22 protein-coding genes are annotated in these 26,197 nt (G+C 56.5%); 17 read left to right on the top strand and 5 right to left on the bottom strand.

The window, feature by feature from the left end; translation table 11 throughout:
* Positions 1-37 precede the first annotated feature (37 nt).
* Entirely contained in the window at positions 38-1,843 is a 1,806-nt protein-coding gene (locus AC2FH2_RS04075; RefSeq protein WP_496822940.1) for an ABCB family ABC transporter ATP-binding protein/permease, read from the top strand.
* 51 nt (positions 1,844-1,894) lie between these two features.
* Positions 1,895-2,299, top strand: a complete 405-nt coding sequence (locus AC2FH2_RS04070) for a DUF2147 domain-containing protein (RefSeq protein WP_496822939.1) — start codon at positions 1,895-1,897, stop codon at positions 2,297-2,299.
* A gap of 32 nt (positions 2,300-2,331) precedes the next feature.
* On the opposite strand, the gene AC2FH2_RS04065 is transcribed toward AC2FH2_RS04070, so the two are convergent.
* Both AC2FH2_RS04065 and AC2FH2_RS04060 read right to left on the bottom strand, forming a co-directional pair.
* Complete coding sequence (locus AC2FH2_RS04065) at positions 2,332-6,111, bottom strand: efflux RND transporter permease subunit (RefSeq protein WP_496822937.1); 3,780 nt, start codon at positions 6,109-6,111, stop codon at positions 2,332-2,334.
* Positions 6,108-7,340 (bottom strand): efflux RND transporter periplasmic adaptor subunit, encoded by a 1,233-nt coding sequence (locus AC2FH2_RS04060; RefSeq protein ID WP_496708580.1) that lies wholly within the window; start codon positions 7,338-7,340, stop codon positions 6,108-6,110. The genes AC2FH2_RS04065 and AC2FH2_RS04060 overlap by 4 nt, the downstream gene beginning before the upstream one ends.
* A gap of 225 nt (positions 7,341-7,565) precedes the next feature.
* Here AC2FH2_RS04060 and AC2FH2_RS04055 point away from each other — a divergent pair, with 225 nt between their 5' ends.
* From AC2FH2_RS04055 to AC2FH2_RS04035, 5 genes are all read left to right on the top strand, one after another.
* A complete protein-coding gene (locus AC2FH2_RS04055) occupies positions 7,566-8,237 on the top strand; it encodes a hypothetical protein (RefSeq protein WP_142633066.1) in 672 nt (223 codons plus the stop codon).
* A gap of 38 nt (positions 8,238-8,275) precedes the next feature.
* A complete protein-coding gene (locus AC2FH2_RS04050; protein ID WP_142633068.1) occupies positions 8,276-9,598 on the top strand; it encodes a PQQ-like beta-propeller repeat protein in 1,323 nt (440 codons plus the stop codon).
* A 48-nt stretch (positions 9,599-9,646) separates the two neighbouring features.
* Entirely contained in the window at positions 9,647-11,110 is a 1,464-nt protein-coding gene (der, locus tag AC2FH2_RS04045; protein ID WP_142633070.1) for a ribosome biogenesis GTPase Der, read from the top strand.
* 165 nt (positions 11,111-11,275) lie between these two features.
* Entirely contained in the window at positions 11,276-12,262 is a 987-nt protein-coding gene (locus AC2FH2_RS04040; protein ID WP_496822934.1) for a fatty acid desaturase, read from the top strand.
* Positions 12,263-12,301: 39 nt separating this feature from the next.
* Entirely contained in the window at positions 12,302-12,841 is a 540-nt protein-coding gene (locus AC2FH2_RS04035; RefSeq protein ID WP_496688494.1) for a helix-hairpin-helix domain-containing protein, read from the top strand.
* 57 nt (positions 12,842-12,898) lie between these two features.
* Here the strand turns inward: AC2FH2_RS04035 and serS are convergent, their stop codons facing one another.
* Positions 12,899-14,191 (bottom strand): serine--tRNA ligase, encoded by a 1,293-nt coding sequence (serS, locus tag AC2FH2_RS04030; protein WP_496822932.1) that lies wholly within the window; start codon positions 14,189-14,191, stop codon positions 12,899-12,901.
* 72 nt (positions 14,192-14,263) lie between these two features.
* Positions 14,264-15,922 carry a mechanosensitive ion channel family protein gene (locus AC2FH2_RS04025; protein ID WP_496693381.1) on the bottom strand — a complete coding sequence of 553 codons (1,659 nt, stop codon included), beginning with the start codon at positions 15,920-15,922 and terminating at the stop codon, positions 14,264-14,266.
* A 226-nt stretch (positions 15,923-16,148) separates the two neighbouring features.
* On the opposite strand from AC2FH2_RS04025, the gene yajC reads away from it, so the two are divergent.
* The 10 genes from yajC to AC2FH2_RS03975 all read left to right on the top strand — a co-directional run bounded on the left by yajC (position 16,149) and on the right by AC2FH2_RS03975 (position 23,112).
* Positions 16,149-16,436 (top strand): preprotein translocase subunit YajC, encoded by a 288-nt coding sequence (yajC, locus tag AC2FH2_RS04020; protein ID WP_142633080.1) that lies wholly within the window; start codon positions 16,149-16,151, stop codon positions 16,434-16,436.
* 33 nt (positions 16,437-16,469) lie between these two features.
* Positions 16,470-18,131 carry a protein translocase subunit SecD gene (gene secD, locus AC2FH2_RS04015; RefSeq protein ID WP_496822930.1) on the top strand — a complete coding sequence of 554 codons (1,662 nt, stop codon included), beginning with the start codon at positions 16,470-16,472 and terminating at the stop codon, positions 18,129-18,131.
* A gap of 1 nt (position 18,132) precedes the next feature.
* The gene (gene secF / locus AC2FH2_RS04010) at positions 18,133-19,107 is read left to right on the top strand and encodes a protein translocase subunit SecF (RefSeq protein WP_142633084.1); all 975 of its coding nucleotides are present in this window, start codon (positions 18,133-18,135) and stop codon (positions 19,105-19,107) included.
* Positions 19,100-19,846, top strand: coding sequence for a TSUP family transporter (locus tag AC2FH2_RS04005; RefSeq protein WP_496822928.1), 747 nt, complete (start codon positions 19,100-19,102; stop codon positions 19,844-19,846). Before secF ends, AC2FH2_RS04005 begins: the two co-directional genes overlap by 8 nt.
* A 9-nt stretch (positions 19,847-19,855) precedes the next feature.
* Complete coding sequence (locus tag AC2FH2_RS04000; RefSeq protein WP_142635082.1) at positions 19,856-20,209, top strand: Mth938-like domain-containing protein; 354 nt, start codon at positions 19,856-19,858, stop codon at positions 20,207-20,209.
* A 113-nt stretch (positions 20,210-20,322) separates the two neighbouring features.
* Entirely contained in the window at positions 20,323-20,937 is a 615-nt protein-coding gene (ccmA, locus tag AC2FH2_RS03995) for a heme ABC exporter ATP-binding protein CcmA (protein ID WP_142633088.1), read from the top strand.
* Positions 20,934-21,590, top strand: coding sequence for a heme exporter protein CcmB (gene ccmB / locus AC2FH2_RS03990; RefSeq protein ID WP_142633090.1), 657 nt, complete (start codon positions 20,934-20,936; stop codon positions 21,588-21,590). Before ccmA ends, ccmB begins: the two co-directional genes overlap by 4 nt.
* A 61-nt stretch (positions 21,591-21,651) precedes the next feature.
* Positions 21,652-22,425 (top strand): heme ABC transporter permease, encoded by a 774-nt coding sequence (locus AC2FH2_RS03985; protein WP_142633092.1) that lies wholly within the window; start codon positions 21,652-21,654, stop codon positions 22,423-22,425.
* Entirely contained in the window at positions 22,422-22,580 is a 159-nt protein-coding gene (ccmD, locus tag AC2FH2_RS03980) for a heme exporter protein CcmD (RefSeq protein ID WP_281971899.1), read from the top strand. The genes AC2FH2_RS03985 and ccmD overlap by 4 nt, the downstream gene beginning before the upstream one ends.
* Positions 22,573-23,112: a DsbE family thiol:disulfide interchange protein gene (locus AC2FH2_RS03975; RefSeq protein WP_142633094.1), complete on the top strand. Its 540-nt coding sequence runs from the start codon at positions 22,573-22,575 to the stop codon at positions 23,110-23,112. The genes ccmD and AC2FH2_RS03975 overlap by 8 nt, the downstream gene beginning before the upstream one ends.
* Before the next feature lie 199 nt (positions 23,113-23,311).
* On the opposite strand, the gene acnA is transcribed toward AC2FH2_RS03975, so the two are convergent.
* A complete protein-coding gene (acnA, locus tag AC2FH2_RS03970; protein ID WP_496822926.1) occupies positions 23,312-26,002 on the bottom strand; it encodes an aconitate hydratase AcnA in 2,691 nt (896 codons plus the stop codon).
* Positions 26,003-26,197 lie beyond the last annotated feature (195 nt).

The following is a 26,197-nucleotide window of genomic DNA, read 5'->3' as shown; positions in this document are numbered from 1 at the left end:
ACCGCAGTTCCGGTACGTGAAGAGACGAGTAGCCCCGATGAATTCCGACAATATCCCAAAATTGGACGCGCGCAGCTCTGGCTGGCGTACAATCCGGAAAGTTGCGCCTTATCTCTGGCCCGAGGATGAGCCCTGGGTTAAGCGCCGCGTTCTGATTGCTATGGGCATGTTGGTTCTGGCCAAGTTGATCGCGGTCTACACCCCGATTTTGTACAAAGGCGCGGTTGATAGCCTGGCGGGCGAGGGCGTTCCCCCCGTAGCGCTGGGTGCTGTTGGGTTGACGGTGGCATATGGTGTCGCGCGCATGATGACTGTTGGTTTGCAGCAGTTGCGGGATGCGGCCTTTGCTCCTGTCGGGCAGCGGGCATTGCGCGCACTGGCATTGGAAACTTTCCAGCATATCCACCAGTTGTCGATGCGCTATCACGTGACGCGGCGCACGGGCGGTCTGAGCCGTATTATCGAGCGCGGCGTAAAGGGGGTCGAGTTCCTCTTGCGTTTCCTGCTGTTTTCCATCGGGCCTTTGATCCTTGAACTGCTGCTTGTTGCGATCATTCTGATGTGGCTGTTTGATGTCTGGTATCTGGTGGTCGTCGCGGCAACGATCGCGCTGTATATCTGGTTCACATTTGCGGTGACCGAGTGGCGCGTGAAACTGCGCCGCGAGATGAATGATCAGGATACCGAGGCGAACCAGCGCGCCATTGACAGCCTGCTGAATTTTGAAACCGTCAAGTATTTCAATGCTGAAACGCGTGAAGCTGAACGGTATGATGTGTCAATGAAAGCCTATGCGGGGGCGGCTCTCAAGACGGCGTATTCTCTGGCGTTTCTAAATTTCGGGCAGTCCTTTCTGATCACCTGCGGATTGATCGGTGTAATGGTCTTGGCAGCCATCGGGGTGCAGGCCGGGACGCTGACCGTGGGCGATTTCGTTATGGTCAACGCCTATATGATCCAGATTACCGTACCGCTGAATTTTTTGGGTACGGTGTATCGGGAAATCCGCCAATCTCTGGTCGATATGGGCCAGATGTTTGACCTGTTGGAACAACCCTCCGAAGTGGTCGACAAGACCGATGCACCGGATCTGGAAGTAACAGGGGGTGAGGTTACCTTGCATGATGTACAATTCGGATATGATGCTGAGCGGGAAATTCTCAAAGGTGTTTCCCTAACCATTCCTGCGGGCCAAACCGTAGCGATTGTGGGTGCGACGGGGTCGGGTAAATCCACCATAGGTCGGTTGCTGTTCCGGTTCTACGATGTCACCGGGGGCGCGCTGAAAATTGATGGGCAGGATGTGCGCGATGTCACGCAGACCAGCCTGCACGCGGCAATCGGAGTGGTGCCACAGGATACCGTGCTGTTTAACGATACCATTCGCTATAACATTGCCTATGGACGCGACGGGGCCACGCAGGAAGATGTCGAAGCCGCCGCCCGGGCTGCCCAGATCCACGATTTCATAGTCACGTTGCCCGAAGGCTATGACACCACAGTCGGTGAGCGCGGGCTAAAGCTGTCGGGTGGGGAAAAGCAGCGGGTCGGTATTGCCAGAACGCTGCTGAAAAACCCGCCGATCCTTTTGCTGGACGAGGCGACATCGGCGCTGGACACAGATACCGAACAAGACATCAAGGATGCTTTGGCCCATGCGGGCGAGGGGCGTACGGTTCTGACGATTGCCCATCGCCTGAGCACAATCGCCGAGGCAGACAGTATTGTAGTGCTAGAGCGTGGCAAAATCCTGGAGCAAGGCACGCATGATGAGTTGCTGAAACGTGAGGGGCGTTATGCCCAGCTTTGGAATCGCCAGCAATCGGATATGCAGGCGGCCTGATAGGCGGCCCAAACTATGTTACACTACAGATCACGCATCTGAGGTATTGTTATGCATAAATATTTCCGCAAGTTCCTTGTGCCAGCCATAGCGGCAGTTGCCACACTTACACCGGTCTATGCGCTTGGAGACCCCATCATCGGAATTTGGAAGACCGAGCCGGACCGGAAGAACCTCGTCTCTGACATCAAAATTACAGCCTGCGGTGACAAGTTCTGTGGTCAGATTTTATCTGCACATGACGCCAGCGGAAAAGCAGTACAGACGCCGAATATCGGAAAGAAACTGTTCTGGGATGTAGGCAGCCAAGGCGGTGGTAAATATGGCGGGGGTGAATTCTGGGTGCCGTTAGTGGATGTTGATGCAGTTCCGCAAATGACGCTGAAGGGTGACACTCTGATGGTCAAAGGGTGTGAACATCACATTTGTGCGCATCAAACCTGGATGCGCGAGTAAAACAGGGCTGGATTGCCCAACCCTGTTGCTTTTTATTCGGCTGCTTTCAGCGGTGAACCGGTCGGTTCTTTCCCGGAACTGTCAGCGCTCGCATCGTCGGTACGCAGCTCATCATCCCACACCATTTCGGTTGCCTGAGCATTCATCGCGGCTTTACCGATGGCCATATCCAGCGCCACCTGGCTGGATTTTCCTGCTGTAGCGCGGGCCAAAATCTTACCCAACCAGATGGCATAGGTTGTCACCCAGACCCGCATAGCCAAAAGCGAAGGCGTCACGATCAGCGTCAGTACCGTCGCGATACCAAGGCCAAAGACAACTGCGGTTGCCAGCTGTTTCCACCACAGCGCTGTGGGGCTGTTGATCGAATACCCGCCGTTGATAAAGTCCAGCGACAGCCCGAACATCATCGGGGTAAGGCCAGCCATCGTGGTGAGTGTGGTCAACAGAACCGGACGAATGCGTGCCTCGGCGGTGCGTATGATCGCCTCGATCCTTGGCATGTACTGGCTATATTCCTGATAGGTGTCGATCAGAACAATGTTGTTGTTCACCACGATCCCCGCCAGTGCCACAATACCCGTTCCTGTCATGATGATCGAGAAGGGCTGTTGCATCACCATCATACCGATCAGAACACCTGTTGTGGACAGTACCACGGCCAGCAGAACCAGGATCGAATTGTAGAACGAGTTGAACTGCGCGAGCAGAATAACGAACATCAGCCCCAACGCGCCCATAAAGGCATTCACAAGAAACGCCCCGGATTCGGCCTGATCCTCCTGATCACCTGTCCATGTCCAGCTGACGGAACTGCCAAAAGGATCGGTTTCCAGCCATTCAGTCAACACAACAATCCGTTCGTTCGGGTTAATCAGACTGGTGCGCGCGTCACCGGATTCGATCAGCGTGCGCAAATCATCGGTGCTTTCTGCCTCGGTCAGCATTATCAGTTCGAACTGAGTCCCATCGGGAAATGCCAATGCGGTAGCTGTGGGGCTTTCATCCTCTGCGAGTTCACGCACCACTGCCAATCTTTGATCGGCCCCATCCGGTCCTGTGACCACAACATTGCTCAGGCCGGGCTCAACATCCGCTTTCACGTCAAAATAACGTTCTTGATCGACACGGTTGATTTCGGCCAGTTTGGCGACTGGTTTGCGCGAGACAAAGTTGGACAGTGGCACCAAACCATCGACCGTGCGGACCTTGAGCGTGTCAAGCGTTGACAAGACACGATCCTGATCAGGCAGGCGAACACGGATTTCGATTTCATCATCCACGTTGTCCGGGCGCATTTCGCCCAGCAAAAGGCCACGCGTAACAAGCTGTACCATCGCACCGACGGTGGCTACGTCTGCGCCAAACCGGCCTGCTTTGGCGACATCAACGTCTATCTGCCAATCGATACCGGGCAGGGGCAGCGTGTCCTCGATCTTAATAAGGCCCGGGGTGGCGTCGAATGCCTCACGTGCGGCCAAAGTGGCTGATGTCAGCTCTTGCCAGCCATCGGCCTTGATCCGCAGATGGACAGGTTTGGAAGAGCCTGGCCCTTGCTCAAGCGGCAAGGTCTCAACGATGATCCCCGGTAGCTGCGCAAGCTCCCTGTTCAACTCTTCCAGAACATAGTCGCCGTCATAGTCTGGCGCCACTGTGTGCCGGTCCAACAATCCTCCGAAAATCGGTTCCGAGACGTTCGGTCTGTCTTCCCAAGGGATGATTTCGAACTGAACCTGACCAACGGTATCCGCCGGGGATTGGCCACCAGGTCCACCGGTGTCCAAACCACCTTCACCAGCGAATGCAAAGACGTTGATAACAGCCGGGTGCGCACTGATAATCTCTTCTGCGGCGAGTACCATCTGGTCCTTTTCGGCCAAAGAGATATTGCCGCGCGCACGGACATAGGCCGTGGCCTGCTCTGGTTCGCTTTCAACGAAGAATTCAACACCGCGGTTGTTTTTCCCAAATGCGGTCATGACTGAAGCTACAGCAAGGCCAATCACCACAATTGATACAATCGGCATGATCGGGTTGCCCACAAGGAATTTCACCACATGCCCAAAGCGTGTGTGTTCGCGGCTGGTCTGCACATGCTCAACCGGGGCGCGTTCGATTTTTGCCGCGCTCAGGGTGACCGACCCGGCAAACGCACCTAGCATGAACAGGATCATACCAAGAACCGAACTACCTGAATCGACCAGGTAATTCGGGTTCAGTGTCTGCATCGCCCCCAGGAAGATCAGGTATAACGACGGGGGAACCATCGCTGCCCGAATCCACCAGGCTGTTCGCGCCCTCAGCCAGTTCGACGACCGGTCAAACACGCGGCTCAGGCGGCCGGAAACGCCGCCCATCACGGGCAGGTAGATCAGTGCAACGATTAACGACGCCGACAGAACAAATATCAGCGTAACTGGCAGCATCCCCATGAATTCGCCCGGAACGCCGGGCCAAAAGAGCATAGGCAAGAAGGCGCATAATGTCGTAGCTGTGGAGGATACGATCGGCCAGAACATCCGTTGTGCGGCTTCGACATAGGCATGCATGGGACCCACGCCCTCGTTGATCCGCTTGTCGGCATATTCAACCACCACGATGGCCCCGTCGACCAGCATTCCGACCGCAAGAATCAAACCGAACATGACGATGTTCGAAATGCTGACCCCCATCACCGCAAGGAATGCAAAGCACAGCAGGAATGAGGTTGGAATCGCAAAACCCACCAGCAGGGCGGCACGGGTCCCAAGCGAGGCCAGAATGACAATCATAACCAGCGCAATAGCGGTAAGAACCGAACCCTCAAGCTGGCTGACCATCGACCCTACGATCCGGCTCTGGTCGTTCGAGGTGCCCAGTTTGATCGCCGCCTGCATCTCGGCTGGCCATTTGGATTGGGCCGCTGCGATAGAGGCTTTGACCTCGTCGACCGTGTCGATCAGGTTATAGCCTTTGCGTTTGACGACCTGCAGTGCCACGGTGGCCTCGCCGTTGAAGCGGGCGGTGCCTTCGCGATCTTCGAAAGTATAGTTGATTTGCGCCAGCTCGCCCATGGTCACGACGCGGTCGCCATTGACCTTGACGGGTAGGTCATACACGTCCTGGGCGGTCTTGAAAGACGAAGGGATCTTGACCGAGAAGGTGCCTTGATCGGTTTCTACCTCACCAGCGGCGATCAGCTGGTTGTTGTTCTGAACAACATTGATCAGCTCGGCGGCGGTAACGTTATACGCTTCCAGCCGCAGCGGGTCGATGATCACTTCTAGCAATTCGTCTCGATTGCCGGCTATCCCTGCCTCAAGCACGGAATCCAATGCTTCCAGATCATCCTGCAAATCTTTGGCGACACGGGCCATTGTTCTTTCAGGAACAGCCCCGGTCAGATTGACAATCACAATCGGGAATTCAGAAAAGTTGATCTCGGTCAGGGTATATTGCTCAGCCCCTTCAGGAAAATCGGCCTGGGCACTGTTCATGGCGTCGCGGACATCGGCCATGATCGCCGTCTTGTCCCATCCAAAATCGAATTCCAGCGCGACACCGGCATAGCCTTCGGCAGCCGTCGACGTCATTTCTTTGAGACCGTCCAGATCAGCCAGCTCGGTTTCCATCGGCTTGACCAGCAGGTTTTCCGAGTCTTCAGCGGAAATGCCGGGGAACTGAACCGAGACGAAAAGCGCAGGGATTTCGATATCCGGCTCACCTTCTTTCGGCAGGCCAACATAGGCGTATCCACCTATGATCAAGGAAATCGCGATAAATGCCAGAACCATTCGGGCTCGGCCAGCGGCCCAGCTTACTATTCCGGTCATTGCACTGCATCCCGATAAGTTGGTTCAACCATCACGCCGCGAGTCACGAATTCTTGCCCGACAATGATGATGTCCGCCGTTTCCGGCAACCCGTCGACCCAGACACCTTCGGAGGTGTCGCGCAACAAAGTGACCGGAAGGAAATCCACAATGTTCCCATTTCCAACGGTCCGTACACCAACTTTGCCATCGTTATTCAGCGTAAGTGCGGACTGAGGCAGCAGATGTGCCTTGGTCCCTTCAGCCGAGATTCGGATGTCCGCAGTCTGACCGTCCCGAATTGTCAGGTCGGGGTTAGGAACGGTAATCTCGACCTCAAAGGTCCGGGTGGTCTCATCGGCCGACCGGCTAAGGAAGGTGACCCGCCCAGAGACCTGAAGCCCCGAGATCAGCTGGGCCGAAGCCTCGGACCCTACGATGATCCGGTTCACATCTGCCTCGGGAACAAACCCGACCAACTTGATTGGGTCCAACTGGATCACAGTCGCACACAGCGACCCTGGTTGCATAAGGCTTCCAAGCTCAGCTGTGTCACTTTCTAACAGACCCTTGAATGGAGCTTCGATCGTCTGGCGTTCGATTTCACGTTCGGCGGCCTCGACTTCGGCTGATGCCGCTTCGATACCGGCGCGTGTTGCTTCCAGCCCGGCTTCGGCGCTTTTGATACCAGCCTGGGCTGTACTCATTTCTGCCTCGCTGGAAATCCTGCGGGTTTCCGACCCAAAACCGGTCTCTGATAGCTTTCGTGCGGCTTTCAAGTTGATTTCGGCTTCGGCTACGCGCGCATGTGCCTCCAGCAGACGCGCTTCGGCTTCGGGCACCCGGCTTTTGGCTTCAAGCTTGGCGGCTGTTGCTTCGGCCAGGCTTGCCGGACGGGTGCCTGGATCCAGCTCACATAACAAATCACCGGCTTCGACAAAACTGCCCTTGCGCTTGGGTTCTGATACGACAGTTGACGTCGTTTCGGCCAGAACTTCTACCTCGCGGTTTGCTCTGGTTTGTCCACGCAGAGTCACTGCACTGTCTACTTCGCGGGCGACAGAGCGCTGTGCAACTACACGGATTACGTGCCGATCCTCTGCGGGAATTTCAGAAGATTCTGCCTCGGACGTAGTGCCCGGGTTTGAATCATCGCGGCCGGCGAATGCTAATAATGCATCCCTTTCGAATACCAAATAGAATAAGGCAACAATCACCAAAAAGGCGTTTACGAATGAAATCAAACGCATACAGGGTCTCTCCCAGAATTCTTTGCCGACTGTCCCTCGGCGCGCATGCTTAGAAATGGGGGCGGGGCCTCATCTTTTCCACACTAAACTGAATAGTTCGGTTCACTTTTTTCTGCAAGGGTATCCGCAGGTGGGGGAATTGTATGAAATCGGACCCTTGGCTTGGCAATGGCAGCGGGGTATGACATTGCCCAATATCACAGAACACAAGCCCGGGGAGCAGGGATGAGCGACGTCGACAGTTTCATTGATGAGGTGACCGAAGAGGTGCGCCGCGACCGTCTGTTCTTGCTTTTGCGCCGTTGGGGTTGGGTTGGCGTAGTGGCGGTTGTTCTGATCGTTGGTGGTGCCGCGTTCAACGAACTACGCAAGGCGCGCGCAACCAGTCAGGCACAGGATCTGGGAGATGCGATTCTGGCCGCTATGGCACAGAATGAGTCCGCCGATCGTGCCGATGATCTTGCCTTGGTACCTGCACCAACACCCGGTGGAGATGCGATTGTAAAGATGCTGCTTTCTGCCTCGCAGACCGAAATCGAGTCCGGGCAGGGCGCTGTTGAGAGTCTGAACGCCATTGCGGTTCAGGGTGATCTGCCTGAAATTTACCGGGCCATCGCGACCTTCAAGGCTTTGCTGCTGCAAAGCGAGACAATGCCGGTAGCAGACCGGCGTCAGCAATTCGAAGCGCTGGCCGTGCCGGGAGCCCCATTGCGGTTGCTGGCAGAGGAGCAACTGGCACTGATCGAAGTGTCCGAAGGTCAAGTCGATGCCGCCATTTCCCGTTTGCAGGCAATGCGGCAGGACGCTGAAATCGGCGTAGATCTGCAGCAACGCGCAACACAGTTGATTGTTGCGCTGGGTGGTGAACCGGAACCGCTGGTCGCACGGCAAAGCTGAACCGGTAGAAAATAAATGACAGGCAAGTTCGGAGTATCATGGTGATTAGTCTCTTCCCCCGTATTGGGTTGCCGGTCGCGGTTGTTTCCCTGACATTGCTGGCGGCTTGTCAGGAGCCCGAGGTCATCTTGCCCGGAGCTCGTGAGGACATCCGACCAACATCCGACAATGAAACGGTTGAGACCCAGGGAGCCAAGCCGATCAGCCTTCCTGCCCAGACGGCCAATGCCAACTGGTCACAAAGCCCGGGAACCGCTGCGTATCGGACGACAAATGCCTCTTTGCGTAATACTCCACAGAAACTGTGGTCAACGTCGATCGGTGATGGAGATTCGCGCAAGCAGCGCATCACGGCCGAGCCGGTCGTTGCAGGTGGTTTGGTCTACACGCTGGATTCCGGAGCGACCGTTTCAGCGGTCTCACCGCAGGGGCAGGTTGCCTGGAGTACAGATCTAATCCCTGGCACCGACGGAGATTCAGATGCAACCGGCGGTGGATTGGCCTATGCTAATGGCGTTCTTTATGTGTCTTCTGGTTTTGGTCGCCTGACCGCTCTGGATGGCAAAACCGGTGCCATTCGTTGGCAAAAGCGCCTGAATGCTACGGGCAGCGGCTCACCTCTGATCAATGATGGCCTGCTGTATCTTGTCGCCGGAGATGAAATCGGATGGACGATTGATACAAAAGATGGGCGCATCCTCTGGCAGGTTCAGGGCACCCCAAGTGTTGGCAATGTGTTGGGCGCGCCTGCGCCGGTGATTGCCTCGGATTTCTCGGTGTTTGCATTTGGCTCGGGCGATATAGCTGCAACGTTCCGCAGAGGTGGAATTCGCCGCTGGAACGCGTCGGTTGCTGGTGGGCGTCGAGGGCGCGCCGCAGCGCAGATCGTTGACGTAACAGGCGGCCCGATGGTGGTCGGCGATACCATCTATATCGGCAACCATTCAGGCCGCACCGTGGCATTCGATTCCACTTCGGGTGAGCGGAGGTGGACCGCGGATGAAGGCGCCGTTGATACGGTTTGGCCGGCTGGAAACAGCATCTTCCTGATTAGTGATCGCAGTCAGTTGGTGCGTCTGGATGCCTCGGATGGCTCGATTGTGTGGGCGCAGGACTTGCCTGGATTCGTCAAGGACAAGCCCGGTCGGCGTGGCGCAATCTATGCGCATTACGGGCCGATCATGGCTGGTGGGCGTATCGTTGTTGCATCGAACGATGGTTATCTAAGGTTCTATAACCCGCTCGACGGCACGCTGGTTCACCGCGTCGAGGTTCCCGGCGGTGCCACTACGGCGCCAGTTGTTGCCGGGCAAACCTTGTACGTCGTTTCGACCAAAGGTGAACTGCACGCTTTCCGTTGACGACAAGATGCGCTAAAGGGCGCGTCTGAGTCTTGAAAGTTGAGTATCATGTCCCTGACCCTCGCTATCGTGGGGCGCCCCAATGTGGGCAAATCCACTTTGTTCAACCGCCTCGTCGGCAAACGACTGGCATTGGTCGACGACCAGCCAGGTGTTACGCGCGATTTGCGCGAAGGCGAAGCGCGTCTGGGCGATCTGCGCTTTACCGTTATTGATACGGCGGGTCTTGAGGATGCGACAGACGACAGCCTTGAAGGCCGGATGCGACGCCTGACCGAGCGCGCCGTGGACATGGCTGATGTGTGCCTGTTCATGATCGACGCGCGTGTGGGGTTGACGCCCACAGATGAGATGTTTGCCGAGATTCTGCGCAAACGATCGAAACACGTGATCCTTGCTGCCAACAAAGCCGAAGGTTCGGCGGCTGATGCCGGTGTGCTCGAAGCTTATAATCTGGGTCTGGGCGAGCCGGTCCGCCTGTCGGGTGAACATGGCGAAGGGATGACCGATCTTTACGCACATCTGATGCCTCTGGCGGATGCTGCTGCGGAAAAAGCGATCGAAGAAGCGCCCGTGACTGATATCGAGCTTGATGAAGACGGCGAAGCCGTAACCCCGTTGATCACCGACGCCAAGCCGTTGCAAGTTGCCGTTGTTGGTCGCCCGAATGCTGGAAAATCCACCCTGATCAACAAGATCGTTGGCGAAGATCGCTTGTTGACCGGACCCGAGGCCGGGATCACACGCGATGCAATCAGCCTGCGGATCGACTGGGCCGACCCCGAGGGTGAAAGCACGCCGATGCGGATCTTCGATACGGCGGGGATGCGCAAAAAAGCCAAGGTACAGGAAAAACTTGAGAAGCTTTCTGTATCGGATGGTTTGCGTGCAGTAAAATTTGCCGAGGTTGTGGTGGTGTTGCTGGATGCGGCGATTCCGTTTGAACAGCAGGATCTGCGCATCGCGGATCTGGCCGAACGCGAGGGCCGAGCCGTCGTTGTCGCCATTAACAAATGGGATATCGAAGAGGACAAGCAGGAAAAACTGCGCGATCTGAAAGAATCGTTCGAACGTCTTCTGCCGCAGTTGCGCGGCGCTCCACTGGTCACGGTTTCCGCCAAAACAGGGCGGGGGCTTGAGCGCCTGCGTGCTGCTATCCTACGCGCCCATGATATCTGGAACCGGCGTGTGCCGACTGCTGCTTTGAACCGTTGGTTGATCGCAATGCTGGAACAGCACCCGCCGCCAGCGCCGCAGGGTCGCCGGATCAAGCTGCGGTATATGACACAGGCCAAAACCCGCCCCCCTGGATTCGTGGTTATGTGTTCGCACCCCGACAAGATGCCTGAAAGCTATAACCGTTATCTGGTCAACGGCCTGCGTGAGAGTTTCGATATGCCCGGGACCCCCATCCGACTGACCTTGCGCGGGCAGGGAGACAAGAACCCTTATAAGGGACGGCGTAAGAAAAACGCAGGTGCCTTGGCCAAACATTTGAAGGGACGCGCGTAACTGCGCCAATCTGTTGCATTTTTCATCTCGGGGCGTGACAGCCCTTTGATGGCGCGCTAGCATTCGCTGGCGCGCTTTTGTTTCCAAGCGTGTCGTTTGTTTGCGGGAAGACCGCACCCATTTTTAGAATCACATTGCAACGGGCCATTGTGGGGAGCCGACGGAATGGATTTGAGAGAATACACACGTCAATACGCGGTTCAGGACAATGGATTGGCCGCGATCAGCTACTTTGGGACTTTCGCGGTTTATTTCTCATCGTTGGCATTAGCCATCATCTATGTGGACCGCTGGTATGTTATGATGCCTGCCGGGGTGGTTTTCGCGTTTTCCGCTGTTCGCCTTTACGTGCTGCAGCACGATTGCGGCCATCATTCGCTATTTGAAACGCGTGCACAGAATGAATGGGCAGGGCATGGGCTGTCCCCGTTCACTTTCGCTCCATTCGAAGTGATGAAGCAAAACCACAACCTGCATCACTCCGGCATCGGCAATCTGGAACATCGTGAGACCGGCGAAATTCATACCATGACCGTGAGGGAATGGAATGCGGCGAACTGGTGGTCGCGGCTGTATTATCGCCTATACCGCAACCCGTTTGTGCTGGTACCGGTCGGAGCATTGTTTACTTATTTCATTCGCTACCGCTGGCCCAAGAATACGGTGCGGTTCGGCGTCAAAGGCGTGCTGCTGCACAACCTGTCGATCCTGATTTTCCTGGGCCTGCTGTATCTGATCGCCGGTGCGACCGGTATTTTGGTTTGGGTGGCCTTTTCCTTCCTTGGCGGGATGTTGGGAGTTTTCCTAGTCTATCTTCAGCATAATTTCGAAGACACATACTGGGACCGTCGCCCAGATCTGGATCCGAAATTGGCCGCGCTGCAGGGGTCGTCGGCGCTGGATTTCGGCTGGTGGTTTGATAATGCGGTGGCCTGCATCACATTGCACGATATACACCACTTCAACGCGCGCATCCCCTCTTACCGGCTGCGGGAATGCCACTATAACCTCCCGTCCGAGTATACGCCGCGCCGGATCAAATTCCCCGAGGCGGTAGCGGCTTTGAATCTGAAACTTTGGGATGAGGACAACAAACGGCTTGTACCTTTCCCTCCTAAGGATCAATCCCGGGGGCTGGCCCGTAGCAGCTAGCCGGTATTCCGGCCCGATGTGAGAAGGAAAGGAACTCTGATGACCGCAGTGACCGATGTAAAGGGTGTAGGCGAGGCGCTTGGGCAAGCGTTGATTGCCAATGGCTTCAAGACCGCAGAAGACCTTGCGAGCGCGAAACCCGCAGAGCTCGTCAAAGTTCCCCGCATTGGTGTGGCACGGGCACCGGTTCTTATTGCGGCGGCGAAAGCAGCCGTTTCAGCCAAAACCACGACTGCGCGCGCAGCAACCAAGCGCCCAGCTGCTCGGAAGGGCGTTACTGCTGCCTCCCGGAAGCGGGCTGAGGAAACCGCCCAGAAGGCTGCTGAAGAGAAAGCCGCTGCTGAAGCCAAAGCGCGAAAAAAGGCCAAGGCAAAAGCCAAGGCTGAGAAAGCTGCCAAAAAGCTGCTGGAAATGGAGGCCGCATTCTCAAAGGCAAAGGACAAGGTGAAAGCCAAAGCCAAAAAGGATAAAAAGTCCAAAAAGGACGACAAGAAAAAAGATCAAAAAAAACAGGACGCCAAAGAGAAAGTGGGCAAGAAGAAGAGTAAGAAAAAAGATAAGAAAAAGACGAAGAAGTAGACCTCCTCCGCCTTTTGATTTTCTCAGGACCGGCGCAGTTGGTTAGCGCCGGTTTTCTTATGCCAGCGTGCCGTCCCGCTGTAAGGTCAGTTTACCGCCAAGATAGGGGGCCAGAACCTTGGGCAAGGTCACAGTACCATCGGCGTTCTGACCATTTTCCAGCACGGCGATCAAGCAACGACCGACAGCCAGGCCGGAGCCGTTCAGTGTATGGACGTATTCCGGTTTGCCACCCGCTTCGGGGCGGAACCGCGCGTTCATGCGGCGGGCCTGAAAATCACCACAAGTCGAGACCGAGCTGATCTCGCGATAGGTATCCTGTCCGGGCAACCATGCCTCGATGTCATAGGTACGGCGCGCGCCAAAGCCCATGTCGCCCGTACACAGGATCACGGTGCGATAGGGTATGCCCAATTTTTCTAGAATACCTTCGGCGCAGCGTAACATGCGCTTTTGTTCCTTATCCGATTTGTCCGGATGGGTGATTGAGACCATCTCGACCTTTTCGAACTGGTGCTGGCGCAGCATCCCACGGGTGTCTCTGCCAGCGCTGCCAGCCTCGGACCGGAAGCACAGGGAATGCGCGGTATAGCGGCGAGGCAGATAGCTTTCGTCGATCAGCGTTTCATTGACGATATTGGTCAGCGACACTTCGGAGGTTGGGATCAGCCACCAGCCTTCACGGGTCTGATAGCTGTCTTCGCCAAACTTCGGCAGTTGCCCGGTGCCCTGCATCATTTCGGACAGAACCAGAACCGGGCCGTTGACCTCGGTCAGTTCGTTTTCGTTGATATGTGTGTCCAGCATGAACTGCGCCAATGCGCGGTGAATGCGGGCTACGCCACCGGACAGCAGCACAAAACGCGAACCGGACAGTTTCGCGGCAGTCTCAAAATCCATACCGGTCTGGACGGCTTCGATCTCAAAATGCTCTTTGGGCGCAAAATCCAGCGTGGGCGGAGTGCCCCAGCGGTTGACTTCGACATTGTCGTTTTCATCCGCGCCTTCGGGCACATCTTCGGCGGGCAGGTTGGCGATGCGGATCAGTTGATCGGTCAGAAGGGCGTCCAGATCCTTGGCCTCGGTCTGCATCCGGGCGATCTCGGCCTTTTTCTCGGCGACCAGCGCGCGCAGGCGCTCGAACTCGACCTCATCGCCACGACCCTTGGCCGCACCAACCTCTTTGGACGCCTTGTTTTGCTCCGCCTGAGCGGTTTCTGCGGCCAATATCTTGGCGCGGCGGCTTTCGTCCAGGCGCAACAGGTCCGACGACACCGGCGCGTCCCCACGGCGCGCAAGGGCGGCGTCGAAGGCGGCTGGGTTTTCGCGTATGGCGCGGATGTCGTGCATGGTTCAGGTCCTTAAATGCGTGAATCACTGCAGCCGCTTATGCACCATCTGAAAGGCGGGGTGTAGCACCGGTTACGACTTATCCGTATCGTCGTGTGTTTCATGCGCCAAATGGCCATCCCAGTCTTCGAGCGGAATTTTTGGTTTTGGCGGATCGGCCATGTAAGACGGCGTCATGATCTGCACATTGTTTTCATTGAACACGGCCACGATGTTGCGATGCAGGTCCGAGCGGATCTTGGGAATGATACTGCCACGGGTCGAATACCCATTGATCTGGTAGTTGATCGCGTAGTCTGCCAGCGCGGTCCACAACACAAACGGCTCGGGTTTGGCCTTGATGCCCTTGGTGCGATTGGCCGCTTCGATCAGCATGGCCTCGACTTTTTCGGATGGTTCCTCATACCCGATTCCCACGGTCGTATGCAGCAACAGCCCGCTGCCGTCGGTTCTTTTTGAGAAATTCACCACGTCCGAGTTCATCAACTGGGCATTTGGAATAGAGATCAACTCGTTCTTGATGGATTTGAGATGCGTCTCCATCAGCTTGATCTGAACCACGTCGCCGATGTGATCCCCGATCTGAATGCGATCCCCGATCGAGGTTGACCGGCGATAGATCACGAACAGACCGGCCAGCATGTTGGACACAACCGAGTTTGCGCCCAGCGACAGCATGGCACCCACCAGAAGGGTCAGACCTTGAAACGCGGCCGAGTCCGACCCCGGAATGTAGGGCACTGCAAACACCAGAGCGATCAGGATAACAACCACGCGGGCGATATTGAACGTTGGGTTCACCCAGTGCTTTTCGAAATCGCCAAGGTCAAAAGTTCCGGCCTCAACCGCGTCAAAGAACACACGCATACCCTTGATAATATACATTGTAACCCATGTGATCAGGCCCAGCATGATCAGGTTCGGGAAATAGCTGATGATTCCCTTAAAGATCAGAAGAACGGGTTCTGTCAGATAGGTTAGCAGCAGTTGAGCGAAATATCGGGTTTCAGCAAAGGAAAGTAGGACAAAGGACAGGTAGTAGTAAAAGCCCAGAAAGAAGATGATCAGCAGTATGAAGTTCAGGCCGTAACGGACCAGTGCCGCAATCGCTTCGGCCTGTACGCTTTTGGCTGTAGCGGTCTCAACATCTTTCAGGTGGCGCTTAACAAACTTCAAGGTCCGCCGTCGGATACTGCGATGCAGCCACAAGATAACCACGACGAACACAACGAAACCAAGGGTCCAGCCCGCCGCTTCTATGGCGCCGGATACGCGGGCCTGATCGGTTCGGTTGGCTCGGTAGGCGATGATCGCCTCTTCGATGGCCTGGCCATGCAAATAGCTGAGAACATCCAGCTTTATTTGATCCAGCGCGGCGTCAGCCTCTGTGACGATGGTGACCTGTACGCCGTCGGCCCGAATGCTGGTCCCCAGCTCTGTGTCTTCAAAAGTAATCGAGACCTCTGTGCTTGTTGAGGCTTCGGCAACTTCGACGATGACCTCCTGCACCCGCTCGACACGTTCCGACGCCGGTAGCGCGCTGGACCCACGCAAGAAAAACAGCATCTCACCGTCGACAATAACCGGTGCTTTGAAGGTCTCGGACTGTTCATCATCCTCGCGGATGTCTTCCACGATATCCTGAGCTGATGCCGCGATTGGCAGGGCCAGTAGCAAGGCCGTCACGATCAGCCGGACAAACATGCCAAAGGATTGAATAAAATGCGTCATCGGACCTCCCTCATTACAACTATATCCGAGCGGGAGCATCTTCATAGAGGGTAACTGACCCGGCGCCCTTAATCCTTGGAAATGCAGAAAGACCGGCAAAGTTATCCATGTTTTTTAAAGAATAAATTCCAAGCGCCTCCTGTCCTTGCAAACAGGCATTTCAAAGAATAGGTTCTCGCCAAATTTGCGGAGCATTTTCGCAGTACCAAACCAAAAGGAATATCCCATGGAAGGTGGCGCAATCGCCCAGTTTCTCCCGCTGATCCTGATTTTTGCGATCATGTATTTCCTGCTGATCCGTCCACAGCAGAAGAAAATGAAGGAACATCAAGCCATGGTCGAGGCCGTGCGCCGGGGCGATCAGGTCGTTACCCAGGGTGGGCTGATTGGTAAAGTGGCCAAGGTCAAAGAAGGCGACAACGAGATCGAAGTCGAAATCGCCGAGGGAGTCAAAGTCCGCGTGGTTAAATCGACCATTTCGCAGGTTCTGAACAAGACTGAGCCGGCGAAGTAACTTCGCGATACAATCCCTTGAAAAGGCAGGGTAATGCTGCAAATTGATACCTGGAAGCGGGTTCTGATCTGGCTTGTCTGCGTGACTGGCTTGCTGATGGCCCTGCCGAATGCGTTTTATACGCGCGTTGAACAATCCAATGACGCCAAGGCGGCGATCGAGCTTGGCGTCGACACCCCTGAAATGCAGGCAGAGGCCGCGCAATGGCCGAACTGGCTGCCGTCGTCGCTGGTCAATCTAGGGCTGGATTTGCGTGGTGGCGCGCATCTTTTGGCCGAAGTTCGGGTGGGTGACGTCTACGAATCCCGCATGGATGCGATGTGGCCGGAAATCCGGGATGCGCTGCGGGATGAACGTGCCACTGTGGGCACCATCCGTCGCCAGGAAGCGGCGCCTGATGAGATTCGCCTTCGCATCAGTCAGCCCGAGGGCATGTCCCGCGCGCTGGAGGTTGTCCGCGGTCTGGCCCGTCAGGTGCAGACCCTCAGCGGTGTAGGGGCCACGGATATCTCGGCCCGCGCCGAAGGTGATACGATCATTGTACAACTTTCTGAGGCCGAGAAGCTGGCCTCAGACGACCGCACCGTGCGTCAATCGCTGGAAATCATTCGCCGCCGGATTGACGAGGTGGGCACCCGCGAGCCGACCATCCAAAGGCAAGGCACCGACCGTATTCTGATCCAGGTGCCAGGTATCGGCAGCGCAGGAGAGTTGAAAGAGATCATCGGCACGACCGCGCAACTGACCTTTAACCCCGTCGTTGGGCGCGGAACCGACCCCGATGCGATAGCGGGCGTTGGCGAAGAGGTGGTGCCGTCGATTGACGAAAATGGCGTCTATTACACGTTGGATGCCGCGCCGGTTGTAACGGGCGAGGAACTGGTCGATGCGCAGCCCGCGTTTGACCAGAATGGCCGCCCGGCGGTGAGTTTCCGCTTTAACACCTCTGGCGCGCGTAAATTTGGTGATTACACGCTGGAAAACATCGGGGCACCCTTCGCCATCGTTCTGGATGACGAAGTGATCTCAGCCCCGGTGATCCAAAGTCATATCCCCGGCGGGTCTGGTATCATCACCGGTAATTTCACCGTCGAGGAAAGTACAAATCTGGCTGTCCTGTTGCGCGCAGGGGCACTGCCCGCCGGGCTGGAGTTTCTGGAAGAAAGAACCATCGGCCCCGAGCTGGGCCAGGACAGTATCGACGCGGGTAAGGTGGCTACCATCGTGGCCTTTGTCGCGGTGCTGACATTCATGGCGCTCAGCTATGGCCTGTTTGGTATCTTCGCCAATATTGCGCTGATCATCAACGTTGGCCTGTTGTTTGGTCTGCTTTCCCTGATTGGGGCGACGTTGACCCTGCCTGGGATCGCGGGGATCGTTCTGACGGTAGGTATGGCGGTGGATGCCAACGTACTGATCTTCGAGCGTATCCGAGAGGAACTGAAATCTGCCAAAGGTCCTGCCCGCGCGATTGAGCTGGGTTATGAAAAAGCGCTGTCGGCCATTCTGGACGCCAACGTGACCACCTTCATTACCGCTGTAATCCTGTTTGCCATGGGCAGCGGGCCAGTGCGCGGGTTCGCAATCACTTTGGGTCTGGGTATTCTGACCTCGGTCTTCACCGCGATCTTCGTGACGCGCCTGATGATCGTGATTTGGTTCGAACGCCGCCGTCCGAAAACGATCGAGGTTTGACATGAGACTGAAACTCGTACCCCAGAATACCTCGTTCGATTTCTTCAGTCGCTGGAAGATCTGGCTGGGTATCTCGGCCTTGATGATGATTGTCGCGTTTACGTCTTTCATGCTGCAGGGCCTGAACTTCGGCATTGATTTCCGTGGAGGGACCACCATTCGGACCCAAAGCGCGCAGGAAATCGATGTCGGCACATATCGTGACGCTATTGCGCCGCTTGGACTTGGCGACGTGACGATCACCGAGATTTTCGATCCGAGCTTCGGGCCAGATCAACATGTCGCGATGATCCGCATTCAGGCGCAGGATGATGCTGAGGCTGTCAATGCGGCCACGATTGAACAAATTGGCGAAGCTCTTGCCGCAGCGGACCCCGGGTTGAAACTGCCCTTCGAAAGCGTCGAATCTGTAGGACCCAAAGTCTCGGGAGAGCTTATCCAGACCGCCGTAATCGCGGTGGTGCTCGCCATTGGGGCGGTGCTTGTCTACATCTGGCTGCGGTTTGAATGGCAGTTTGCGCTGGGGGCTGTCGCTGCGCTGGTGCATGACGTCATCCTGACTATCGGCATCTTTTCCGAACTGCAGATCCGCTTTGATCTGGCGATCATCGCTGCGCTGCTGACCATCGTGGGCTATTCGTTGAATGATACGGTGGTCGTGTTCGACCGGGTGCGCGAGAACTTGCGGAAATACAAGAAAAAGGACCTAAAGGAGGTTCTGAACATTTCGATCAACGAAACGCTCAGCCGGACAGTCATGACCTCTGTCACCACCTTGCTGGCGTTGATTTCGCTCTATGTTCTGGGCGGGGATGTGATCCGCGGGTTTGTCTTTGCTATGATTTGGGGTGTGATCGTAGGTACCTATTCGTCCGTCTTTGTGGCCTCAACCATCCTGTTGTGGCTGGGCGTCAAGCGCGACTGGTCCAAGCCATCAAACACTTCTGGCAACCAGTTTGCCAACATCGATGCCTGAGTATTTTGGCCAGTCCCCCACAGGGCTGGCCATCATAGTTTTTGCTGCCTTTCTTGGCGGTGTAGTGCGCGGCTTTTCCGGATTTGGGACCGCCCTGATATTCCTGCCAATCGCAACCCCATTCCTTGATCCTTTCAAGGCGCTGACCTGCCTGACAATCATGGATATACTGGGCCCGCTGCCCAACCTTCGCCGGGCCTGGCGCGAGGTCGACAGGGGTGATCTGGTCCGTCTGGTGGGAGGGTGCGCACTCGCTCTGCCATTGGGGCTGTGGTTGCTGACCACGGTCGATCCACATGTATTTCGCTATACCGTTAGCCTGTTGGCGTTTGTTATGCTGGCTATTCTGGTGTTCGGTCTGCGCTATCACGGTCATGTCAGTCGCAAAATGGTTTTGGGAATAGGAGGCGCTGGTGGGTTTTTGGGCGGTGTCGCGGGCCTGCCCGGACCGGCCGTTATCTTGTTCTATATGTCTCGACCTCTGCCCGTGGCCGTGATCCGTGCGACGATCCTGTTATACCTGTTCGCCTTTGATTTTCTGCTGCTCGGGTACCTGACTGGCATGGACCGTATCACGCTGCCTGCTGTGATATTGGGTCTGGTTCTGGCGGTCCCCAATCTGGCTGGTAATTGGCTGGGTGGTTGGATGTTCCGGCCCGAGCGGGAAAAGCTTTATCGTGCCGCTGCGTATCTGGCGATAGCGCTTGCAGCCTTGTCGGGCCTACCGCTTTGGGGCTAGATGCCTCCTATGCGTATGAATGAAATCTCTTATGACAATGCGGCCCCTGTTGACGGATATGGTCCTGGGTTTTTCCGCATCGGTGGTCAGGTCTATGACGGGTCGGTGCTGACCGGCCCTGCAGGATCAGCGAAATGGGGCGGGTACGACGACAGGGATGGTCTGTTGAAATTGGCGGGTCAGGTCGATGTGCTGTTTATTGGAACCGGCGCTGAGCTGGCCCATATTCCTTCTGATCTGCGCGCCGCCTTGGAAGATTCGGGGATCGGGGTTGAGATCATGAACTCTCCGTCCGCGTGCCGCACATACAATATCCTGTTATCCGAAGGGCGCCGTATTGCGCTGGCGCTGCTACCGGTCTGATAGGATTCTTTTCCTCTGTCCTTGCGCTTAGATGCCACCCAAATACGTTGCTGTCGGTATGCTGCGGCAAATCCCGCCTTTTGCCTCTGACGGCAATAGGATAAGCGGGATTCATGACATTGACCGTGACCGACCTGTCGATCGCCCGAGGGGGCGTTCCTGTGCTGGAAAATCTCAGCTTTTCGCTGGAGCCCGGAAAGGCGCTTATCCTACGCGGGCCGAACGGGATCGGTAAAACGACGCTGCTGCGAACGCTGGCAGGCCTGCAGCCTCCGCTTGAGGGGCAGATCGACGGGGCTGAGGACCGGATCGCCTATGCCTCACATTCCGACGGACTCAAGCCGACTCTGACCGTGGTGGAAAACCTGTCGTTCTGGGCGCAGGTCTTCGGCAGTCACAGCATTCAACCGGCCTTGGACGCGTTTGCTTTGACTGAGCTGTCGGATCGCCATGCCGGCAATCTGTCGGCAGGCCAGAAACGTCGATTGGGGTTGGCGCGGATGTTGGTCACCGAACGACCCATCTGGATGTTGGATGAGCCCACTGTGTCGCTGGATAAGAATGCAGTGCAGATGTTTGCTGACGCGGTGCGCGCGCATCTGGGGCAGGGTGGGTCTGCCTTGATTGCCACCCATATCGACCTTGGTCTGGACGGAGAGGTCCTGGATGTGGGGCCCTACAAGGCTAAACCGAAACCTGTCGATGATCTCGACGGAGGTTTCCTGTGATCGCCCTGCTTTTACGTGATTTGAAACTGGCCTTCCGTGCGGGCGGAGGGTTTGGCCTTGGCCTGGCGTTTTTTCTTATCGTCACCGTGCTGGTGCCTTTTTCAGTTGGCCCGCAATCCGCGTTGTTGTCCACGATTGCACCTGGCGTGCTATGGCTGGGGGCACTTTTGGCCTGCCTTCTGTCACTTGACCGGCTGCTTGCGCTGGATTGGGAGGACGGCTCGCTCGACCTATTGGCGACCGCGCCCCTGCCGTTAGAAGCGGTCATAACGATCAAGTCTTTGGCGCATTGGCTGACCACGGGCTTGCCACTGGTTCTGGCTGCGCCCTTCCTGGGCGTTCTGCTTAATTTGCCTTTGCCCGGCTTTTTCTGGCTTGTCGTCTCACTTTTGATTGGCACGCCCGCGATGAGCGTCATCGGAACTTTTGGTGCCGCTCTTACGGTCGGCTTGAAACGCGGCGGATTGCTGCTGTCGCTTCTTGTGCTGCCTCTTTATGTACCGACATTGATCTTCGGGGCCGAAGTCGCGCGCCGCGGCGCAACCGGAATGGAAACGCAGACACCCTTGTTGATGCTGGCTGGGATCACTGCGGCGACGATTGCCCTGTTACCTTTTGCCAGCGCCGCCGTGTTGCGCATTAACCTACGGTGACACAGTGTAACTTTGACGGATGTCAATTGAGAATGAACCCGACTCGGACTAGATAAGGCCCATGTCTATCGCAGCCAAAGCCAATACCCTCTGGGAATATGCCAATCCGCGCAAGTTTCTTGCCACCAGTGAACGGGTGATGCCGTTCTTCTGGGGCGCGGCTTTGGTTTGCATCGTCATTGGTCTGGTGTGGGGATTTTTCTTCACACCCGATGATTACAAGCAGGGATCGACCGTCAAGATCATTTACCTGCATGTGCCCGCCGCACTGATGGCGATTAACTGCTGGCTTATGATGCTGGCGACCTCTCTGGTTTGGCTGGTTCGCCGTCATCATGTCAGTGCGCTGGCTGCGCGCGCGGCCGCACCTGTGGGCATCGTGATGACATTGATTGCGTTGGCAACCGGGGCGATTTGGGGGCAGCCCATGTGGGGCACCTGGTGGGCCTGGGATCCACGTCTGACCTCATTCCTGATCCTGTTCCTCTTCTATTTGGGCTATGTCGCCTTGTGGGAGGCGATCGAAGACCCTGATACGGCTGCCGATCTGACCTCGATCCTGTGTCTGGTGGGGTCGGTCTTTGCTATCCTCAGCCGTTATGCGGTGAATTTCTGGAATCAGGGGCTGCATCAGGGCGCTTCTGTCCTGCGGGCTGGTGCCGTGACTGGAGCGGATACCGAAGAGAAGGTCAGCAATATCTATTTCTATCCTCTGCTGCTCTGCATTGTCGGGTTCGTGTTGTTGTTCATCGCCTTGGTACTTTACCGCACGGGTACTGAAATTCGCACGCGTCGGACCAAGACTCTGCTGGCGCGGGAAAGGGCAAACGGATGATCCCTGATCTTGGAAAATATGCCGATACGGTGCTCTGGTCCTATGTGGTTTCCATCGGGCTTTTGCTGGCGCTGGTTCTGGTCAGCGTGATGAGGGGCCGCAGGGCGCAGGCTGAGCTGGAAAAAGTTGAACAAAGGATAAAGCGCAATGGCTAAGATCTCGCCCCTGATGATTGCGCCCCCGCTGATCTTTGGCGCCTTTGCGGTCCTTGCCGGTATTGGCATGTTCCGTGATGACCCAAACGCTTTGCCCTCGGCCCGTGAGGGCCAAACCGCGCCACCGGTTGTATTAACAGATTTTGCAGGCAAGCCACAATTTGACGACGCAACGTTGCGCGATGGACAGATCAAGCTTGTGAATTATTGGGCCAGTTGGTGCGCGCCCTGCCGGGTAGAACACCCAAACCTGCAGGCCCTGTCGGATGAAGGCATTCCTGTCTACGGTATCAATTATAAGGACAAGCTGGAAAATGCCGAGGCATTCCTGAACGAACTTGGTGATCCCTATACGGGTATCGGCCGGGATGAACAGGGACGCATGGCGCTGGACTGGGGCGTTTACGGCGTACCGGAAACCTATGTGGTCGACGGCGACGGAACCATTATCCTGCGCTTTGCTGGGCCGATTACCCAGCGCGTCATCGAAGGAACTATTCGGCCCGCTTTGGAAAAGGCTAAGGCCGATTAACGCGGCAGGGTGAGGGAAGAAACACCAGTCTTCTGAATGATCTGGTCACAATCATCCATCTTGGTGCTGTCACCGTCGCCCCTCTGGTTGGGCAGAACCAAGTGGGAGGTCGGTGAAAAAGCCAGGCACAGTATCCTGGCGCAAATGGAACGTAAAAAGGGCGCCCGACCGGGCGCCCTTTTTAGATTGCTCAGAGATCTTAGTCGGCCTTGGCCAGGTTCCGCAGCACGTAATGCAGCACGCCACCGTTTTCGATATATTCGATTTCGGGCGCGGTATCGATGCGGCACTTAAGGGTTATGGTTTTCTCAGAACCGTCACCGTAGGTGATGGTGCAGGGCACCTCTTGCAGCGGCTGGATCGTATCCAGACCGTGGATCGAGACGGTTTCATCACCCTTCAAGCCCAGCGTCTTGCGCGAGTCGCCACCGGTGAATTCGAACGGTACAACGCCCATGCCAACCAGGTTCGAGCGGTGGATACGCTCAAAACTTTCGGCGATTACCGCTTTGACACCCAGCAGAGCCGTGCCTTTGGCCGCCCAGTCGCGCGACGATCCGGCGCCGTATTGCTCGCCACCGAATACAACCAGCGGCGTGCCCTGTTCCTGATAGGCCATCGACGCGTCATAGATTGAAGTCTGCTCTCCATCGGGGCCTTTGGTATAGCCGCCTTCAACCGCGTCCAGCATCTCGTTCTTGATGCGGATATTGGCAAAGGTGCCGCGCATCATGACCTCGTGGTTGCCACGGCGCGACCCATAAGAGTTGAACTCGCGCGGTTGCACCTGACGGTCGGTCAGATACTTGCCAGCCGGTGTTGTCGTGGCAAACGAGCCTGCAGGCGAGATGTGGTCAGTGGTGACCATATCGCCCAGAATGGCCAGAACCTTGGCGTCTTCGATGTTCGAAATTGTGCCCGGCTCGGTCCCCATGCCCTGGAAGTAGGGCGGGTTCTGGATATAGGTCGAGGTCGGTGGCCAGTCATAGGTTTCGGCATCGGTGGTATCGACCGCTTGCCATTTCTCGTCGCCTTTGAAGACGTCTGCATATTTCGACAGGAACGCCTCACGGGTGACCGTCTGTTCGACCAATTCCGCCACTTCTTGCTGGGTTGGCCAGATGTCTTTCATGAAGACATCATTGCCGTCCTTGTCCTGACCGATCGGTTCTGAGGTCAGGTCGATATCCATCGTACCGGCCAGCGCATAGACCACGACCAGCGGCGGTGAGGCCAGGTAGTTGGCGCGAACATCCGGACTGATGCGGCCCTCGAAGTTGCGGTTACCCGACAAGACCGACGTGGCAACCAGATCGCCCTCGGCAATCGCCTCAGAGAGCTCTTTCTGGATTGGACCCGAGTTGCCGATACAGGTGGTGCAGCCGTAGCCGACGAGGTTGAAGCCGATCTTGTCCAGATCTTCCTGCAGGCCAGCGGCCTCAAGATAAGCAGAAACAACCTGCGATCCCGGTGCGAGCGAAGTTTTGACCCAAGGCTGACGGTTCAGACCCAAGGCTGCGGCCTTGCGGGCCACAAGACCAGCGCCGATCATGACATACGGGTTCGAGGTGTTGGTGCAGGAGGTGATCGAGGCGATCACAACCTTGCCCGATTCCAGGGTATAGTCTTCGCCTTTGACGGCGACTTCCTTGCCCATGGGTCGCTTGAACGTCTCGGCCATTTCCCTGGTGAACGCCGCCTTGGCACCGGTCAGAGCAACATAATCCTGTGGGCGCTTCGGGCCCGAGATCGCGGGAACGATGGTGCGCATGTCCAGCGACAGGGTGTCGGTGTAGATCGGCGCGTAATCTGCGTCGCGCCAGAAGCCGTTTTCCTTGGCATAGGCTTCGACCAGCGCAATGCGATCTTCGTCACGGCCGGTGTTACGCAGATAGCGCAGCGTTTCACCGTCAATCGGGAAGAAACCACATGTCGCGCCGTATTCCGGGGCCATGTTGGCGATGGTTGCCCGGTCGGCCAGCGGCAGACGGTCCAGACCTTCGCCGAAGAATTCGACGAATTTGCCCACAACACCCTTTGCGCGCAGCATTTCGACGACCTTCAGAACCAGATCGGTGCCGGTGGTGCCTTCAACCAGATCTCCGGTCAGCTCAAAGCCGACAACCTCGGGGATCAGCATCGAGATCGGCTGACCCAGCATAGCGGCTTCGGCCTCGATCCCACCAACGCCCCAGCCCAGAACGGCCATGCCGTTGACCATGGTGGTGTGGCTGTCGGTGCCGACCAGCGTGTCGGGATAGGCAACCTCGTTGCCATCCTGATCCGTGTCGGTCCAAACGGTCTGCGCCAGATATTCCAGGTTCACCTGGTGACAGATCCCGGTTCCGGGGGGCACAACGCGGAAGTTGTTGAAGGCACCCTGACCCCATTTCAGGAACTGATACCGTTCCATGTTGCGTTCGTATTCGCGGTCAACGTTCATCTGGAACGCGCGCGGGTTGCCGAATTCGTCAATCATGACCGAGTGGTCGATGACCAGATCAACCGGGTTCAGCGGGTTGATCTTCTGAGCGTCACCGCCCAGAGCCTTGATACCATCGCGCATGGCGGCCAGATCGACCACCGCCGGAACGCCGGTGAAATCCTGCATCAACACGCGGGCAGGGCGATAGGCGATCTCGCGGGGGTTCTTGCCACCTTTGGCGCCCCATTCGGCAAACGCCTTGATGTCGTCGACCGAGACGGAAAATCCGTCATCTTCGAACCGCAACATGTTTTCCAACACCACCTTCAGGGCGGCGGGCAGTTTCGAGAAATCACCCAGGCCGGCCTCTTGCGCGGCGGGGATCGAGTAATACGATATGGACTTGCCATTCACGCTCAGGCTGCGGCGTGTCTTGGCGGTATCCTGTCCGACTTTGATGGGCATCTGTGGCCTCCCTCTCAAATGACGTGGAATATGGGATTCGCTGAGGGCTATCTGCATCACCCAAGCGCGCGGTTCAAGGTCCAACAGACCAGGTGCGGCAATTTTTGTATACCATTGCACACATTTTTGCGAAAACCTTGTGTCACCGGTCTCAAGAAACCTTGATTGGTGCTTGATCAGCATTCCGTCTAAACC

The sequence above is a fragment of the Ruegeria sp. YTSA105 genome, assembly GCF_059610225.1.
This window is presented reverse-complemented; position numbering and strand designations above follow the sequence as displayed.

Excerpts from the sequence above, each read along its gene's own strand:
- AC2FH2_RS04005 (WP_496822928.1), top strand. The coding sequence starts at position 19,100 with ATGCCTGAGTATTTTGGCCAGTCCCCCACAGGGCTGGCCATCATAGTT.
- AC2FH2_RS04055 (WP_142633066.1), top strand. The coding sequence starts at position 7,566 with ATGAGCGACGTCGACAGTTTCATTGATGAGGTGACCGAAGAGGTGCGC.
- AC2FH2_RS03975 (WP_142633094.1), top strand. The coding sequence starts at position 22,573 with ATGGCTAAGATCTCGCCCCTGATGATTGCGCCCCCGCTGATCTTTGGC.
- der (WP_142633070.1), top strand. The coding sequence starts at position 9,647 with ATGTCCCTGACCCTCGCTATCGTGGGGCGCCCCAATGTGGGCAAATCC.
- AC2FH2_RS04060 (WP_496708580.1), bottom strand. The coding sequence starts at position 7,340 with ATGCGTTTGATTTCATTCGTAAACGCCTTTTTGGTGATTGTTGCCTTA.
- AC2FH2_RS04035 (WP_496688494.1), top strand. The coding sequence starts at position 12,302 with ATGACCGCAGTGACCGATGTAAAGGGTGTAGGCGAGGCGCTTGGGCAA.
- AC2FH2_RS04025 (WP_496693381.1), bottom strand. The coding sequence starts at position 15,922 with ATGACGCATTTTATTCAATCCTTTGGCATGTTTGTCCGGCTGATCGTG.
- AC2FH2_RS04075 (WP_496822940.1), top strand. The coding sequence starts at position 38 with ATGAATTCCGACAATATCCCAAAATTGGACGCGCGCAGCTCTGGCTGG.
- AC2FH2_RS04070 (WP_496822939.1), top strand. The coding sequence starts at position 1,895 with ATGCATAAATATTTCCGCAAGTTCCTTGTGCCAGCCATAGCGGCAGTT.
- yajC (WP_142633080.1), top strand. The coding sequence starts at position 16,149 with ATGGAAGGTGGCGCAATCGCCCAGTTTCTCCCGCTGATCCTGATTTTT.
- ccmA (WP_142633088.1), top strand. The coding sequence starts at position 20,323 with ATGACATTGACCGTGACCGACCTGTCGATCGCCCGAGGGGGCGTTCCT.
- acnA (WP_496822926.1), bottom strand. The coding sequence starts at position 26,002 with ATGCCCATCAAAGTCGGACAGGATACCGCCAAGACACGCCGCAGCCTG.
- secF (WP_142633084.1), top strand. The coding sequence starts at position 18,133 with ATGAGACTGAAACTCGTACCCCAGAATACCTCGTTCGATTTCTTCAGT.
- AC2FH2_RS04065 (WP_496822937.1), bottom strand. The coding sequence starts at position 6,111 with ATGACCGGAATAGTAAGCTGGGCCGCTGGCCGAGCCCGAATGGTTCTG.
- AC2FH2_RS04050 (WP_142633068.1), top strand. The coding sequence starts at position 8,276 with ATGGTGATTAGTCTCTTCCCCCGTATTGGGTTGCCGGTCGCGGTTGTT.
- serS (WP_496822932.1), bottom strand. The coding sequence starts at position 14,191 with ATGCACGACATCCGCGCCATACGCGAAAACCCAGCCGCCTTCGACGCC.
- secD (WP_496822930.1), top strand. The coding sequence starts at position 16,470 with ATGCTGCAAATTGATACCTGGAAGCGGGTTCTGATCTGGCTTGTCTGC.
- ccmD (WP_281971899.1), top strand. The coding sequence starts at position 22,422 with ATGATCCCTGATCTTGGAAAATATGCCGATACGGTGCTCTGGTCCTAT.
- AC2FH2_RS03985 (WP_142633092.1), top strand. The coding sequence starts at position 21,652 with ATGTCTATCGCAGCCAAAGCCAATACCCTCTGGGAATATGCCAATCCG.
- AC2FH2_RS04040 (WP_496822934.1), top strand. The coding sequence starts at position 11,276 with ATGGATTTGAGAGAATACACACGTCAATACGCGGTTCAGGACAATGGA.
- AC2FH2_RS04000 (WP_142635082.1), top strand. The coding sequence starts at position 19,856 with ATGCGTATGAATGAAATCTCTTATGACAATGCGGCCCCTGTTGACGGA.